Raw genomic sequence first — 14,761 nt, forward strand, 5'->3', positions numbered from 1 at the left:
AACTGGCCGCCACCGGGGAGAACCCGTGGCCACCAGCGGGGAGAACTACTGGCCGCCTACGGGGAGAACTTCGTGGCCATTGACAGTGCGCGGAGGACATTTCACGCTCGTACAGTGCGCGAACTGCGGTGGTCGGCGTAGACATGGCGGTTCTCCCTATTCGTGACACGGTCAGCAGCAGCCTTCGGCATCCGATTTCGGGCACAGAGTGGGGTCGACGGCGAGGACGAGGTCCATCAGCTGGCCGAGGGTGTCCCCGATCCGTGGATCGGCCAGCTCGTAGCGCGTTCGGCGGCCCTCGGGGACGGCGACGACGAGTCCGCATCCGCGCAGGCAAGCGAGGTGATTCGAGAGAATCTGACGCGAGACCCCGATCTGGTCGGCGAGGTCCGACGGATACCCCGGGGTCTCCCGCAGGCTGAGCAGTACCTGGGTTCTCGTCGAGTCCGAGAGGGCGTATCCGAATCTTGACAGTGCGTCCCGATGCAGCAAGGTATCCATATCAACCATAATACAGAAAATTATGAATACAGGAAATAGTGAATAATATGCGGTATGTCGACAGACGACTCTCGTTATAGGTGTCGACGATGGGATCAAGCACGTGCCGACGAACTCGCGTGGGTGAAACTCCGAGGCGCCGCGAGTCGCCGATCGGAGCGTGCGCCGCCCACCGGATCCACAGACCGGTTGAGCAATCACATCTGCCGCTCTCGTTGGCCTGCCACTGGGCTGCCTGGCAGTTCTGTTGGGCGGGACTCTGTGCAGATTGTTGTTGTGAAAGCAGTCCAGTGTCAGGGGTGCGAAGGTCGAGCGAGGGCGGGCTAGCCCATAGGTTGATCCGCGGCATCCTTGTCGAGACTCCCGTCTCTCTCCCACGGCCACGTCATCAGAGCCCAGATGACGAATACGATGGTCATCCCAGAAAACAGATACACCGGCCACGGACCCATCAGATCCAGCAGCGATGCGGTGGAAGGTTTGGCGTTGAGAAAGCCGTAGTTGGTATCGGCGACGCGATTGAAGATGAAAGTGACTATCGCCCATGTGAGCGTGACCAGCACCGCGAGGCGGTAGCTGCGCCATGTAGGTCGCATTCTCCGGCCCCACGTGAGATAGATCGCGGCCCAGACGACAAACAGGTGAATCGCCCAGAAGGCAAGAAACTCGTAACCGGGGAAGTCTGGCCCGGCCAGAGCCGGTGAAATCAACGCCTGCGTACTCAATACAAGCCCCCAGTAGTAGGTGAGGGCGAACGGCCAATGTCGGTGCGACCACAATGCGTAGATCGCGGACACTGTCGCGAGATCGGTGAGTTGTAAGGGTACGGATCCTCCTAGCGTGGGCGAGGACAGCGAGTAGAGCACCGCCGAGCCGTATATCACCGCCAGTATTCCGCCGAGGACGCGGCTGAGGTGGCGAGCTTGCACCTCGGTCTGTCTACGTCCCGCCCAGATCAGAAACACAGAACCCACGACAAACAGAGCGATGACGGCCCAATGCGATAGGCCGTACGCCGAAAACTCGGGTTGCGCAGAGTACACATCTCTCACTTCCTCGGCGCCGCCGAACGCACTGCTCCGTGACAACCTTCGCAGATGGCTGTTCCAGTTCGGAAGTGCCGTTCTCCGGTTAGTTGACGATGATCGTGTCCCCAGTGAGAGAAAGGGGGTAACTGTTTAGGGACTTCTGAGCAGGTCTTTGCACGACCGAGCCATCGACGATGGAGTATCGGCTGCCATGACATGGGCAGTTGATCGTTCCATCGCTGACCTCGGAGACTACGCATCCCTGGTGGGTACATACCGCAGAGAAGGCTTGGAACACGCCTTCCTGCGGCTGGGTTATCACGACTTGCTCGTCCGCCAGAATGACTCCGCCGCCGACAGGAACCGCTGATATCGGAACCTCGGCACTGCCCAGGGTTACGCCGGGTGCCTTGCTGTTGTTCTGGGTGCTACATCCGGCGACGGCGAGACAAGTTGTTGCGCAGGCTGTGAGGAGGACCGTTCGGCGCCCGACCTTGATGTCGGATGGATCGATCGTGCTCATGCGGGGACCACCAAACCAGTGAGAAACATCAGGAGTATTCCGACGCCGACGCCGACGCCGACGAGGACCATCGGATCCAGGTCCGAGCGGCCTTGTGTGCGCAGGGACGGTGCAATTTGGATGACGACTTGAATGATTGCCCCGACGCCGACTCCGAGCAGCAACGCAGATACTTCACGGTTGTCGACGCCCGCCCCGATAACAGCACCGAGGATTGCCGGCGCACCCGCGATCAATCCCAACCCCAACAAGGTCAGCAGGGGGGTGCGTCGCCGAGCCAACGGTGCGATGATCGCGAGCCCCTCTGTTGTGTTGTGCAGGGTGAATCCGATAACGAGGAACGCGCCGAGCGCAAGCTCACCTACCGCATACGCGGATCCGATCGCGAGGCCTTCTCCGAGATTGTGCAATCCGATGCCGATGGAAATCATCAGTGCCAGTCTGAGTTCGGATGCGCCTGTCGTACCGGCTGGGCGTCTTCCGCGCAGGTATCGGTCGATGCACGTGAGCGTCAGGAAGGCGATCGCCGCGCCGAGAACGACGAGAGTGCCGCCGCCGAAGGCTCCGCTCGAGGCTGCTGCCAGTTTGAACCCCTCGCTCGTGCCGTCGAAGATCAAAAAGGCGAGCAGACCGACCGTGACGGCCAGCACGAATCTGACTGCCCTGACGCCGGCGCCCCGCATCACAGGCAGCAAGAGCATCCCGAGCAGGACCGGGATGACTCCGACGTATGTGCCCAAGAGAGCCATCAAGCCGAAGAACGCCACTCCCGGGGCGGGAGTTGCTACGGCAGCGGGAATTTCGTGTTCGATGACCAACCCTGTGGAGGTGAGCATCGAGACGAGGTACGGCTGTCCGGTGATCCACGGGTAGTCGAGGGTGATCGTCTGGGACTCGAGTCTGCCGATGGGATCTGCAGCTCCTACCAAATCGACGAATGTGTCGTTCACGGCAACTTGCGCGACGGTCACCGCGTCGGGGCCGGTGTTGCGTAGCGTCAACGTGATTCGGCCTGGTTCGAGGGCAGTTCGTTCGACGGAGATGTTCTCGATCGGTGGGCCGGTGCGTTCGGGGAGACTTTGTCCTGCGAGCATTGCCAGCGCAGTCAGGGCGATGACGATGATCGCGAGCACTGCGGCGCCTCGGAGCCAAAGGCCGGTGCGCGATGCGTCGCTTTGAGCGGACCCTGTCTGCGCGGAACCCGCAGCGCCAAGGGAATTCTCATGAGTGCTCGTCGGAGAGGGAGGATCAGGGGTGCCGGTCATTCGGTCACCTCGAAGAATCCCATCCAGCCCAGATCTGCGAATTCGGTTTTGTGGGCGTGGAACATGTACTTGCCCAGGTAGGGAAAGCGCAGTTCGCATATTCCGCGCTGACCTTGGGCCTGGATGATCGTGTCCGTGAATTCGCTGGGCTCGAGGCGTGTTCCGGTCGGGTAGTAGTCGAAGAAGTTTCCGTGTAGGTGGAAGCTGTTGATCGGGTCGTATTCGAGGATGTTGACCAGGTAGATGCGAACCAGTTCGTCTCGTTTCACCTGTACAGGTTCGTGCATGTAATGGAACGGGATGCCGTTGACGGCGTAGAGCTGGTTTCCTTGCCCGTCGAATGTGGTGTTGTAGCCGTGCATCACCATCACCATTTCGTCGGCCGCAGGGCGCCCCTGAGCTGGATCGACGATGAACGTGCCGTACATGCCGCGGGCGATGTGCTCTGCCAGTGGATTGACGTGGCAGTGATAGAGATGCAATCCGAAAGGGATGGCATCGAATTCGTAAGTGAATGATTCGCCCGGCTCGATGATTCCCCGCCCCACCCCGGGAATTCCGTCCATTTCAGCGGGATGGATTCCGTGAAAGTGCATCGTGTGTGGGTGCGCGGAGCCGTTGACGAACTTCACTCGGAGCCGGTCTCCCTCACTGCATCTCAACGCGGGACCCGGAATGCGGGAGTTGAAGGTCCACGCCGGAAAATAGACTCCTGGTGCTACCTCGATCTCTTCGTCGGCTGCGAAGATCTCCCACTCGCGTAGCGTTCGACCGTCAGGCAATTCGGAGGTCGTCCCGTAGTCGAAGTCCCGCAGCAGTGCCGTGGGATGAAACCCGTTGGCAGTGTGGTTCACCTGCTGACCGGCCCGAAAGGTCGCGCCGCTCGTGCCGCCGTGACGGACTCCGCCGTCTCCGTCAGGTGCGGCGGTACTCGGGTTGGTGTTTCCGGGATGCTCGGTAGGCGATGCGCCCGCAACTCTTCCTGCGTTCATCATGAGTCCGGCTGATCCGGCGAGCGCCCCACCGATCAACAATTGTCGCCGCGACGGTGCGCTCATGGCCACCCGACCGAAGCATCGACATTCCTGACAGTCACGAGAGTCACACCTCAAAGTTTGTCATGCCAAACTTTATTTTCATAGACACCAAACTATCCGAACGCATTCGACCGAAAACAGGCGGACCACGCGAATTTTCGACGAGTGGGGGCGTCGTGGTTTCGCCACCTCGAACCGCAGAAGTTCGCAGAGATGGACTGCTTCCCTGCTGACAGCGCTCCGGCTCCCTCCTCGCTCCGAGTCAGGTCACACGGATTGCGGACGCTGAATCTCACGTTCGGACCCGCGCGAGGATTCGACCAGCAGCGACACGACGACCAGGATGAATCCACAGGTGAGGTAGGTATCGGCAAGATTGAAGGTGGGCCACCAGCCGGTGTGGAAGTAGTCGGTGACCTTCCCGTCGAGGGCTCGGTCGACCACGTTGGAGGCAGCTCCGGCGACAATCAGAGCGAAACCGATCACAGCCACCCCACGACTTTGCGGGACACTCCGCCAGGCGTATACGGCGATTCCCATGGTGGCGAGAGCGGTAAAGGCGATGATGACGGCACTCGGCAGCTGATTACCCAGACTGAAGGCGACACCACTGTTGTATGCCAGCCTCAAACTGACGACGCCCAGATCCATCTCGTTGACCCCGGACAGGTGCTTCCGCGCAACGGGCTCAATCGTCAGGGCGACGACGACCGAAATCAGCGCCGTCGTAGCGAAGAGAATTCGTCTCTTGTGATGGGCGGATTTGTCGTTCGTGGTCACCTCGTTGGTACTCACCACGGAAGCTCCTGGCAACGCCCGTCACCCGCGGCGGGTTCTACCTGCAGGGTCGCGTGAACGAGATTGAACTGGGTGGCCAACAGATCCTGGGCAGCAGCGAGAACCTTGGTCGGATCGGACTCCTCGTCGATCGTCAGATGCGCCGACGCAACTTCCATGCCCGATGTGAGCGTCCAGATGTGAAGGTCGTGGGCGTCCTTGACCCCGGGGATCCCCTGCAAGGCTTGCGTCACCTCGGTGATGCTCACGCCGGCGGGGGCGTGCTGGAGCAGGATCCGCAGGGCATGGCGGCCGAGATTGTAGGCACGCGGTAGGACGAACAAGCCGATCGCAACACCGATCACCGGATCCGCGTACCGCCATCCGAAGATCAGTGTGACCAATCCGCTGATCAGGACTCCAACGGACCCGAGCATGTCAGCCATGACCTCGAGATAGGCGCCCCGGACGTTGATGCTTTCCTTCGCCCCGCTGCGAAGCAGCAAGAATGCCGCGATGTTCATCACGAGGCCGACGACAGCGACGATGCTCACCGGGAGTCCAGGGACCTCAGGCGGATCGGAAAGTCGACCGAGAGCTTCGTAGAGAACCCATCCGGCGACACCGAACAGGAGTAGGGCATTGAACAAGGCAGCGAACACCTCCGCCCGGTACATACCGAACGTGCGATCCGGGCGCGATCGCGCTCTTTGCGCAAGCAAGATAGCGGTCAATGCCATGAGGATGCCGAACACATCGGTGAAGACGTGTGCGGAGTCGGAGAGCAGGGCGAGCGATGACGTGGACAACCCCACGATGACTTGCGTGACGAACGTGACCAGACCGAGCCCGACGGCTATCCATAATTTGCGGACATGTTTACCCGATGCACTCGCAGCTTGTTCCGCAACGCCGTGCCCATGGCCGTGACCCATCTCGATATGCCCTTCTCGCCTATGACTGGAGCGTCGTATTCTCATATGCGCATATTTGCCAACGAGAGAGTTTCAGTAAACCCTGGCTGAAGCACCCATGCAACTATCCGTCATAGTATTTTGGTCCGGAGCACCGATCGCGCGGGCGAGATCCACAATGCTGAGAGGTCCACCCGCAAATGATCGAAACCGAACCGTCCGGCGCCGATACCCTCGTCGTCGGACGACCCATACGGAAAGTATTGGGATGGGGTGTCATAGCTGCAATCACTGCGGCGGCATTGGCGCGCGCATCAACTTCCGAGGCGCTGCGATTGCTCGGACTTCCAGATCCGGGGCCCTTGACGATTTACGGACTCCCGGCGGTGATGGCGTTCGGCGAGGTTGCCGCCGTGATGACCGTAGGCAGTCTACTTTTGGCTGCCGTTCTCGTTCCGCCTCAAGCCTCAGGTGTACTCGATGTCGACGGATATCTGGCGCTACGAACCGCAAGCGTCGCCGCCGCTATCTGGGCGGTATGCGCGGCGCTGCTCGTTCCACTCACCCTCTCGGACAGTTCAGGCCAACCTCTCTCCGTCGTGTTCGCCGATCCAGGGCTGTTCGCTCGCGCGATTTCGGACATCGATGTCACAACTGCATGGGCATGGACCGCAGGGCTCGCACTCGTGCTCGCGATTGCGTGTCGTCTGACCCTGCGATATTCGTGGACACCGTTACTTCTCGCATTCGCTTTGTTCAGCCTGCTCCCCAGGGCATTGTCGGGTCACTCCTCTTCGGGTGGATCCCACGACATCGCCACGAACAGTTTGGTTCTGCATATCCTCGCGGCGTCGATTTGGATGGGAGGAATAGCGGCTCTCGTGTTGCATGCCCGCAGAAAGGGGAGCTATCTCGACTTCGCCGCGCGCCGCTTCTCGGCCGTGGCACTCATGGCGTTCGTCGTCATAGCGATCAGCGGTGTGGTCAACGCTGCCGTGCGGGTGCCGCTCACCGCGGTGTGGAGTAGCACCTACGGTGTCTTGATTCTTGCCAAAGTCGCCGCCTTGGTCCTCACCGGACTGGCAGGTTGGCGCCAACGGAAAATCGCGATCGCCGAACTGACGAAGGATCCTAGCGACGGTCGCACCTTCATTCGTCTGGCAGTGGTGGAGTCGGTGGTTCTCGCAGTAACCGTCGGTATCGCCGTCGCCCTGGGCCGCACGCCGCCCCCGGCGCCCACGGAGCGACAGGATCCGAGCAGAGTCGAGGAGGTGCTCGGGTATGCGCTCGATGGCGTACCGACTGCGGGCCGCTTGCTCGTCGACTGGCGATTCGATCTCATTTTCGGAACTCTCGCCGTGGTGTTGGCTGCGTGCTACGTCGTCGGCGTTTTTCGCCTCCGACAGCAGGGCGTGCAGTGGTCGACGTTCCGATCGGTCAGCTGGGCTCTGGGGTGCCTGGTGTTGCTTGTCGCAACATCATCGGGAGTGGGTAGGTATGCACCTGCAGTGATGAGTATGCATATGGCGGCAACGTCCGCCGTGGCGGTCCTTGCTCCACTCTGTCTGGTCCTGGGCGCCCCGTTCACGCTGTTCAGGCTCTCCGTTCGGCGATCGTCCGGAGATGCGCCGGGGCTGAGGGAATGGGCGCAAAGCGTGTACAGAGGCTCCTGGTTCCGATTCATGTCCCAGCCCTATGTGATCGCTGTGATTTTCGCCGGAGCCCTGCCTCTCCTTTACCTGGGGGGGATGTACAGCGCTGTCGCCGGCTCGCACGTCCCCCATCTGGTGATCAACGGAACCCTGCTGATCTGCGGTTTCATGTTCTTCTGGGTCATGGTCGGCGTCGATCCCTTGCCGAGGCGAGCGAGCGCCGCGATCAGGACGACCCTGCTCCTGGCGGCGTTCTTGGCCTACGGGGGCCTCGCAGCAGCACTGATCGCCACTGACACGGTGATTGCCGATCAGTACTTCGCGTCGTTGCAGCGCGGCTGGCTCGACGACTTCTCGCGAGATCAACGGTTCGGTGCCGGACTGATAATCGCGATCGGAGCAGTGCCCCTGGCAATCGCGACAGGGTTTCTCCTCACCGCGTGCTGCTCGCCGAGATGCCACCGCGCGGCACATGAGTAGGAGAAGGTGCATTCGCAGCGGGGCGGTCTGTCGAGATTTTGAATTTTGTCAACGCTCGCCCAAAAACTATGCGAAATAGTAGTACGCTGTCTGGGACCGTCACCATTCTGTGACCTTCCGCGACGCAAGGAATGCGATCTTGGCCCGACACCGCAAGCCCGACACCGACGATCTCGACTGCCCACTTCGGGAAAGTTATCTTTTCGGCACGCCACACAGCGATCGAGACCTGCCAGTCGACACGATGTATATCTCCACCGCATCTGCAGTCGACCGGGAATCCGTCGCTGGAAGCGTTCAGGCGCGACGCGGCGGCGCTCATCGCCGACAGTCCCGCAATCGTCCTGGTGGACGGGCTTTGGTTCTCTCTGTCGCCACCGGCGCTTTGCTTGCCGCCGGCACATCCGCCTCACATGCATCGACAGGGAGCGTCAGTGTTCCCGTCGAGCTCGACCAGCAACCGTTGGCACCTCTCGAGCAGGCGCTGGCATCGGCTCCGGAAATTCTCCAGGTTCCCAAACTGGCCGAGCTGGGGAGGCTGGCCGAACAGTTGGCTCGAGGCACCGAACGCGACACCGATCGCGCTTCGAGAGAGGCAGCTGCACGCCAACCGCTGACGATGGCTCCTGTCAGCGGAACATTGACGTCGAACTACGGACCGCGTTGGGGGTCGACTCATTACGGGTTGGACATTGCCAATGAGATCGGTACACCTATCGTGTCCGTCACCGACGGCACGGTACTCGAGTCCGGACCTGCGTCCGGTTTCGGACTGTGGGTCCGTATCCTGCAGGATGACGGGACAATCGGGGTCTTCGGACACATCAACGAGACTCTGGTAACCGCGGGTCAAAAGGTGCGTGCCGGAGAATTGATTGCGACGGTAGGAAACAGGGGACAATCAACAGGGCCACATCTGCATTACGAGGTGTGGCAGGCAGACGGCCAGAAGGTCGATCCCATGGCATGGTTGGACGCGCGTGGGGTACAGATCCAGCCTCCGGCCGTCAGTGACTGACGCAATCGACGATTTCCGAAGGGGGAAGGAAGATGAAGAGACTCGGCGGGCTCGAATCCGAAGTGATGGATCTCCTGTGGGATGCAGAAGAGCCGCAGTCTGTGCGGGATCTGGTCGACCGCTTCGAGGGCGGCGCCCCGAAGGCATACACCACGATCTTGACCGTCGTGACGCACCTTCACGAAAAAGGGTGGGTGCAGAGGGAAAAACGAAGCCGCGCATACATCTATTCGCCATCGCGTAGCCGCGATGAAGCGACCTCACTGGCCATGCGCGAATTACTCGACAACAGCAATGACTCTGTTTCAGCGCTTCTGCACTTCGCGCAAAACGTCTCCGATGACGAATACGAGGCACTGCGGCGAGCACTGGATCACGGCAAGGTTCGGTAGATGACTCTCGCCGCAGTCCTCCTTCTCGGGGCCGTGCTCATCGGAGCGTTCATGCCCAAGGTTTTGCGGCGTTTCGAATCGACCACTCTGGCTCCTGCAGCGATTCTCGCGGCATGGATCGGCAGCATCGTGGGTCTGGGATTCCTTGCCGTATCGGCAGTAGTGATCCTTCTGTGGCCGAGCCATGCACCAGCGGAAGGGCTCTCCGAGGCCCTTGTGCGATGCTTCACTGCCTTCCAACACGCGATGGCCCCCTGGATCGGGGAAGCGCTCGCTGTCGGCGGAGTTGCGGTTACCGCGCTCATCGCCGTTCGCAGCTTGTTCTTGGCTCATCGGCAACATAAGGGCCGAGCCAAGGTCCGCGACTACCACCGTGATGTCGTATCGATCATCGCCCGCGCAGATCCGGCATCGGATGATGTTCTCTGGCTTGATCATCCGATGCCGATGGCCTACAGCGTCGCTGGACGGCCGGGATTCGTCGTAGCGACCAAAGGTCTCTCCGATTGCTTGACCGCCTCCGAGCGCGAAGCGGTGATCGCGCACGAGCGGGCACACTTGCGAGGGCAGCATCACCGGATCATTAATGTGTGTGAAGTCTTCGCGAAGGCGCTGCCGGTGATCCCGCTGTTCAAAGCGGCTCCCGCTGCGGTGCGGCGGCTGGTCGAGCTCGCTGCCGATGATCGGGCCGCACAGGCCACCAGCCCCGATGCCGTCCGGTCGGCGTTGCGCGTGGTGGCGACGTCGCCGCTACCTCAGCCGGTGTGGACTCTCGGGCTCGGTGACGACGAGATCTCGGTGCGTTTGGTCAGGCTGCAGGCCGATTCCCGGATTCGCGGCACCAAACTGGTCTGCATCTCTGCTGCGATGCTCCCGATGATCGTTCCCGTCATCGCCGCGTTGACCACCATGGTCGTCTTCTCTGCGTCCGCTCATGCCCTCGTGACCTGACGGCAGTCGGAAAGGGTGGCCGAGGCGCCACCCGGACCCAAAAACTATGCAACGTAGTATTTGGGTTATGCTTCTGTCGCACACTCTATTTGCGTCTCGACAGGAAGCGGGCTGACTATGACCGCAATTGCATCACCCCCGATCCCCGCCCGGCCGTACCCCGCGCGACGGGCGCCGAAGGGATCGGTGCTGCGGAACCTTGTGACGACGACCGATCACAAGACGCTCGGCTTGATGTATTTGGTGACTTCGTTCGCGTTCTTCCTCATCGGCGGGCTCATGGCGCTGATCATGCGCAGCGAACTGGCGATTCCGGGCATGCAATTCCTGTCGAACGAGCAGTACAACCAACTCTTCACCATGCACGGCACGATCATGCTGCTGCTGTACGCGACGCCGGTGGTGTTCGGATTCGCCAATTTCGTTCTCCCCCTGCAGATCGGTGCGCCGGATGTCGCCTTCCCGCGACTGAACGCGTTCAGCTACTGGCTCTACCTTTTCGGTGCTCTCATCGCTACGGGCGGGTTCGTCACTCCCGGAGGTGCCGCAGATTTCGGCTGGACGGCCTACACGCCTCTGAGTTCGGCAGTCAGCTCACCTGGGGTCGGTGCGGATCTGTGGATTGTGGGGCTTCTCGTCTCCGGTCTCGGCACGATTCTCGGCGCGGTCAACATGATCACCACCATTGTCTGCTTACGCGCTCCCGGTATGACGATGTTCCGCATGCCGATCTTCACGTGGAACATCTTCATCACCTCTGTCTTGATTCTGTTGGCCTTCCCGCTGTTGACCGCCGCACTCTTCGCACTGCTTTACGACCGTCGCCTCGGTGGCAACATCTTCGACCCCGCGAATGGCGGAGTCCTGCTGTGGCAGCACCTGTTCTGGTTCTTCGGCCACCCCGAGGTCTACATCATCGCGCTGCCCTTCTTCGGTATCGTCTCGGAGATATTTCCGGTCTTCAGCCGCAAACCGATCTTCGGCTACAGCGGCCTGGTCTACGCGACGCTCGGTATCGCGGCGCTGTCGATCGCAGTGTGGGCGCATCACATGTACGCGACGGGCGCGGTTCTCCTGCCGTACTTCTCGTTCATGACGTTCCTGATCGCCGTGCCGACGGGTGTGAAGATCTTCAACTGGATCGGCACGATGTGGAAGGGACACCTGACGTTCGAGTCACCGATGCTGTTCTCTCTCGGATTCTTGATCACCTTCCTCTTCGGTGGTCTGTCCGGTGTGCTGCTGGCGAGCCCTCCGCTGGATTTTCAGGTCACGGATACTTACTTCGTGGTCGCCCACTTCCACTACGTGGTTTTCGGTACGGTCGTGTTCGCGACGTACGCCGGTATCTACTTCTGGTTCCCGAAGATGACCGGTCGCATGATGGACGAGCGCCTTGGCAAGTGGCACTTTTGGACCACGTTCGTCGGCTTTCACATGACGTTCCTCGTTCAGCACTGGCTCGGTGCCGAGGGTATGCCGCGTCGTTACGCCGACTACCTACCCGCGGACGGGTTCACCACACTCAATACAGTCTCGACCATCGGTTCCTTCATTCTCGGAGCCTCCACTCTCCCGTTCATCTGGAACGTCTTCAAGAGCTACCGATTCGGCGAAGTGGTCACTGTCGACGATCCGTGGGGCTACGGAAACTCGCTGGAGTGGGCAACGACCTGCCCGCCGCCGCGTCACAACTTCACCGAGTTGCCGCGCATCCGCAGCGAGCGTCCGGCCTTCGAGTTGCATTACCCGCACATGGTTGCTCGGATGCGAGCAGAAGCACACGTCGGGGCCGGTCACCGGCCGGAGACGAGTTCATCAGAATCGGAGAAGGTACTTACCGCATCCACGTCCGATGATGACGAGAAGAATTAGCTCGGCGGCCATACCGATGGGAAAGTCAATGTCAACACGAACAATGCCGGTGGTCATCGTCCCGGCAACAGATACCGCTGCCGCCCTACTCACGGACTGGTTGATTCGAGACGTACTGCCGACCGCTCTCGACGGCGGCGTGGCGAACCATGCTGGTGCCCGGTTGCGGACTTTGCCACCGGTATCTCGTCGCCACATCCGGCACCCCCGCAAACTTCGGGTTCACACCCGTCGAGTCAGCGAAGTAATCGCCGCAATCGAGAATCATCTCCAGACCGGAGCGGATTTCGTTGACGCAGAGCGGACCTTCATGCGTTCCACCACTGTCCTTCCAGACCCCGTGCTGAACGCCGCGGCCAGTATCAGTGGCGCAGTGATGGATATCGGGAGTTCCGCGGCGGCATTGGCGAATCGTGCCCTCCTTCTCGTTCCGACGACAATCGAGTCGTCGGAAGCGGCGCTCTCGACGCAATCGAGGGTAACCGAATCCTATTACGCCCTCCTTGCGCGGCTGTGGCACAGAGATTTTCACGCGAGTATCGTGATTCCGCAGACCGAACCCTGAGCGCTCCTCGCTTCGGTGTGCTGTCACGAGGGGGGCACACCGAAGCGAGATTATTCGCGCTCTCGACGCCGATTCTCAGTCGTACGGCGTGGAGACCAACGAGCAATCAGGCGGCAAGGCAAAGAGAGTCGCTACTTCTTCGGAGGAATCGCTCTCTTTGCCGCAAGCGCAGCCCTCCGGATCTGGCTGGTCAGTTTTCCACCGGTCTTGGCTTCGGCAGACGCGGCGGTTTTGTCGATCGCGTTTTCGATCTTGTCTGCGTTCTTCGAGGCAGCCTCCTTGCCCTTGTCGACTAGCGCTTTCGCTGCACCCATGAATTTCATATTCGTCTCCTTCTCCTGGCCTCATCGCCCTCTACTCGGGAGGGTTGCGGATCTAAAAACTAAGATCCATAGTAGTTGAGTTGAAGGTTGACTGATCGTGCAACAGTTGGCCGAGTGCGACGGCGTTGGCAGATTTTCGTGGGACTCGTCAGACCAGTGTCGACCAGTAGTCCCAGAATGCGCTGAGAATCATGCTCGCGACGGACACGATCCAGATAGTAAGCACGAGAGTGTGTTTCTCGGTGCCGACGGTCACGATTCGCGAGGAGGTCGACGCGCTACGAGCACCTAGATGCAAAATGGCATACCAGAGGGCTGTCATCGTCACCACCCACACGACCATGCAGTACGGGCACAGTGCCTGGATTCTGTACAGGCTTTGGAAAATCAGCCAGTGAACCAGCACCGCTCCGGTGAGCAAGCCGATGACGATACAGCGCCAATACCACTGAGGTAGTGCCTTTGCGGCGGTGAGGGTCACGATTCCCGTGGTCAGTAGGACGGTGAACCCGACTATACCGAGGATCGAATTCGGGAAACCGAAGATCGAGGCTTGTGGAGAACTCATCACCGATCCACAACTGAGGACGGGGTTGATGCTGCAGGACGGGCGATATGAGGGATCCGCGAGAAGCTGAAACTTCTCGATAGTCAGTATCAGAGACGCCGCCAAGCCGAGAGCGCCTGCTGCAGTGAGAATCCATCCGACGACATAGGGGGAGCACACTTTCGGGGCCGAGTCGACAGTCGGAGGTATACCAGTGTCGACGTGGGCACCGCGTGCTCCCGTTGATGTCATTGGGCCAGCGCTGCGTCGATGCGAGCGGTGAGATCGTCATATGTCGGCATGGACGGCAACTGGACGCCGTTGAGGAACAGCGTCGGTGTGCCCTGCACGCCCAGGTCGATACCTTCGTTGAAGTCCCCTTCGACACGCTCTGCGACTGCGGGATCATTCATATCTGCTTCGAAGGTCGCCATGTCGAGTCCCAGATCCTGGGCGAACGTACGGAAGAGGGCTACTTGAGATTCGGACGACTCGCCCCACTGGGTCTGCGTGTCGTACATTCGCTGGTACATCTCCACGAACTTCCCTTGCCTGGACGACGCTTCGACGACTCGCGCCGCGAGTCGACTGTTCGTGTGACTGGGAATGGGGAAGTACCGTACACCGAACGTGATGCGGTCAGCGTACTCAGCACGTATCTGCTCCATCGTCGGATACATCGCCAGGCATGCCTCGCACTCGAAGTCGAGGAATTCGACCAGAACGACATCGTTGTCCGGCGCAGAGGAAAGTAGATGCGTGTCGTCGCGAAGAACCGATGCGTCCGAAGCGCTGGCGCTGTTTGTCTCCCTCCCGCTGCGGTTGCCGAGCAACAGCGCGCCGAGGACGACAGCGAAGACAGCTATCAGGGCTATCGAGAATTTCGCGTTGGTGGTCAACTTCATGGATCCGC

General features: G+C 60.5%; 16 protein-coding genes. 6 read left to right on the top strand and 10 right to left on the bottom strand.

Features of this window, described 5'->3' with window-relative positions:
• Window positions 1-171 precede the first annotated feature (171 nt).
• The 7 genes from H7C86_RS33945 to H7C86_RS33975 all read right to left on the bottom strand — a co-directional run bounded on the left by H7C86_RS33945 (window position 172) and on the right by H7C86_RS33975 (window position 6,066).
• The gene (locus H7C86_RS33945) at window positions 172-501 is read right to left on the bottom strand and encodes a helix-turn-helix transcriptional regulator (RefSeq protein ID WP_030538015.1); all 330 of its coding nucleotides are present in this window, start codon (window positions 499-501) and stop codon (window positions 172-174) included.
• Between the two features lie 323 nt (window positions 502-824).
• The gene (locus H7C86_RS33950) at window positions 825-1,544 is read right to left on the bottom strand and encodes a TIGR02206 family membrane protein (protein WP_047270644.1); all 720 of its coding nucleotides are present in this window, start codon (window positions 1,542-1,544) and stop codon (window positions 825-827) included.
• 88 nt (window positions 1,545-1,632) lie between these two features.
• Window positions 1,633-2,052: a ubiquinol-cytochrome c reductase iron-sulfur subunit gene (locus H7C86_RS33955; protein ID WP_047270587.1), complete on the bottom strand. Its 420-nt coding sequence runs from the start codon at window positions 2,050-2,052 to the stop codon at window positions 1,633-1,635.
• Entirely contained in the window at window positions 2,049-3,317 is a 1,269-nt protein-coding gene (locus H7C86_RS33960) for a ZIP family metal transporter (protein WP_073513712.1), read from the bottom strand. Before H7C86_RS33960 ends, H7C86_RS33955 begins: the two co-directional genes overlap by 4 nt.
• Entirely contained in the window at window positions 3,314-4,375 is a 1,062-nt protein-coding gene (locus H7C86_RS33965) for a multicopper oxidase domain-containing protein (protein WP_021334392.1), read from the bottom strand. The genes H7C86_RS33960 and H7C86_RS33965 overlap by 4 nt, the downstream gene beginning before the upstream one ends.
• Window positions 4,376-4,621: 246 nt before the next feature.
• Window positions 4,622-5,149, bottom strand: coding sequence for a signal peptidase II (gene lspA, locus H7C86_RS33970; protein ID WP_047270588.1), 528 nt, complete (start codon window positions 5,147-5,149; stop codon window positions 4,622-4,624).
• On the bottom strand, window positions 5,146-6,066 hold the full coding sequence (locus H7C86_RS33975; RefSeq protein WP_003944635.1) for a cation diffusion facilitator family transporter: 921 nt from the start codon (window positions 6,064-6,066) through the stop codon (window positions 5,146-5,148). Before H7C86_RS33975 ends, lspA begins: the two co-directional genes overlap by 4 nt.
• Before the next feature lie 179 nt (window positions 6,067-6,245).
• Between H7C86_RS33975 and H7C86_RS33980 the strand changes: the two genes are divergently transcribed.
• The 6 genes from H7C86_RS33980 (at window position 6,246) to H7C86_RS34005 (ending at window position 12,978) form a co-directional block, all read left to right on the top strand.
• On the top strand, window positions 6,246-8,177 hold the full coding sequence (locus tag H7C86_RS33980; protein WP_064113082.1) for a bifunctional copper resistance protein CopD/cytochrome c oxidase assembly protein: 1,932 nt from the start codon (window positions 6,246-6,248) through the stop codon (window positions 8,175-8,177).
• 244 nt (window positions 8,178-8,421) lie between these two features.
• Window positions 8,422-9,195, top strand: a complete 774-nt coding sequence (locus H7C86_RS33985) for a M23 family metallopeptidase (protein WP_261779397.1) — start codon at window positions 8,422-8,424, stop codon at window positions 9,193-9,195.
• A gap of 32 nt (window positions 9,196-9,227) precedes the next feature.
• Window positions 9,228-9,587 carry a BlaI/MecI/CopY family transcriptional regulator gene (locus H7C86_RS33990; RefSeq protein WP_003944627.1) on the top strand — a complete coding sequence of 120 codons (360 nt, stop codon included), beginning with the start codon at window positions 9,228-9,230 and terminating at the stop codon, window positions 9,585-9,587.
• On the top strand, window positions 9,588-10,538 hold the full coding sequence (locus H7C86_RS33995) for a M56 family metallopeptidase (protein ID WP_075836664.1): 951 nt from the start codon (window positions 9,588-9,590) through the stop codon (window positions 10,536-10,538).
• Between the two features lie 117 nt (window positions 10,539-10,655).
• Entirely contained in the window at window positions 10,656-12,413 is a 1,758-nt protein-coding gene (gene ctaD, locus H7C86_RS34000; protein ID WP_047270592.1) for a cytochrome c oxidase subunit I, read from the top strand.
• A gap of 28 nt (window positions 12,414-12,441) precedes the next feature.
• Window positions 12,442-12,978 (top strand): hypothetical protein, encoded by a 537-nt coding sequence (locus H7C86_RS34005; protein ID WP_223304456.1) that lies wholly within the window; start codon window positions 12,442-12,444, stop codon window positions 12,976-12,978.
• A gap of 131 nt (window positions 12,979-13,109) precedes the next feature.
• On the opposite strand, the gene H7C86_RS34010 is transcribed toward H7C86_RS34005, so the two are convergent.
• The 3 genes from H7C86_RS34010 to H7C86_RS34020 form a co-directional block, all read right to left on the bottom strand.
• Window positions 13,110-13,301 carry an antitoxin gene (locus H7C86_RS34010; protein WP_047270593.1) on the bottom strand — a complete coding sequence of 64 codons (192 nt, stop codon included), beginning with the start codon at window positions 13,299-13,301 and terminating at the stop codon, window positions 13,110-13,112.
• 148 nt (window positions 13,302-13,449) lie between these two features.
• On the bottom strand, window positions 13,450-14,100 hold the full coding sequence (locus H7C86_RS34015; RefSeq protein WP_052959927.1) for a vitamin K epoxide reductase family protein: 651 nt from the start codon (window positions 14,098-14,100) through the stop codon (window positions 13,450-13,452).
• A complete protein-coding gene (locus H7C86_RS34020) occupies window positions 14,097-14,753 on the bottom strand; it encodes a DsbA family protein (protein WP_182263210.1) in 657 nt (218 codons plus the stop codon). The genes H7C86_RS34015 and H7C86_RS34020 overlap by 4 nt, the downstream gene beginning before the upstream one ends.
• Between the last annotated feature and the right edge of the window lie 8 nt (window positions 14,754-14,761).

The sequence above is a fragment of the Rhodococcus sp. UFZ-B548 genome (assembly GCF_903819475.1).
In the GTDB taxonomy this organism is placed as follows: domain Bacteria; phylum Actinomycetota; class Actinomycetes; order Mycobacteriales; family Mycobacteriaceae; genus Rhodococcus_F; species Rhodococcus_F erythropolis.

Coding starts and splice junctions, on each gene's coding strand:
- H7C86_RS33945 (WP_030538015.1), bottom strand. CDS start 501: ATGGATACCTTGCTGCATCGGGACGCACTGTCAAGATTCGGATACGCC.
- H7C86_RS33955 (WP_047270587.1), bottom strand. CDS start 2,052: ATGAGCACGATCGATCCATCCGACATCAAGGTCGGGCGCCGAACGGTC.
- H7C86_RS33960 (WP_073513712.1), bottom strand. CDS start 3,317: ATGACCGGCACCCCTGATCCTCCCTCTCCGACGAGCACTCATGAGAAT.
- H7C86_RS33965 (WP_021334392.1), bottom strand. CDS start 4,375: ATGAGCGCACCGTCGCGGCGACAATTGTTGATCGGTGGGGCGCTCGCC.
- H7C86_RS33975 (WP_003944635.1), bottom strand. CDS start 6,066: ATGGGTCACGGCCATGGGCACGGCGTTGCGGAACAAGCTGCGAGTGCA.
- H7C86_RS33980 (WP_064113082.1), top strand. CDS start 6,246: ATGATCGAAACCGAACCGTCCGGCGCCGATACCCTCGTCGTCGGACGA.
- H7C86_RS33985 (WP_261779397.1), top strand. CDS start 8,422: ATGTATATCTCCACCGCATCTGCAGTCGACCGGGAATCCGTCGCTGGA.
- H7C86_RS33990 (WP_003944627.1), top strand. CDS start 9,228: ATGAAGAGACTCGGCGGGCTCGAATCCGAAGTGATGGATCTCCTGTGG.
- H7C86_RS33995 (WP_075836664.1), top strand. CDS start 9,588: ATGACTCTCGCCGCAGTCCTCCTTCTCGGGGCCGTGCTCATCGGAGCG.
- ctaD (WP_047270592.1), top strand. CDS start 10,656: ATGACCGCAATTGCATCACCCCCGATCCCCGCCCGGCCGTACCCCGCG.
- H7C86_RS34005 (WP_223304456.1), top strand. CDS start 12,442: ATGTCAACACGAACAATGCCGGTGGTCATCGTCCCGGCAACAGATACC.
- H7C86_RS34010 (WP_047270593.1), bottom strand. CDS start 13,301: ATGAAATTCATGGGTGCAGCGAAAGCGCTAGTCGACAAGGGCAAGGAG.
- H7C86_RS34015 (WP_052959927.1), bottom strand. CDS start 14,100: ATGACATCAACGGGAGCACGCGGTGCCCACGTCGACACTGGTATACCT.
- H7C86_RS34020 (WP_182263210.1), bottom strand. CDS start 14,753: ATGAAGTTGACCACCAACGCGAAATTCTCGATAGCCCTGATAGCTGTC.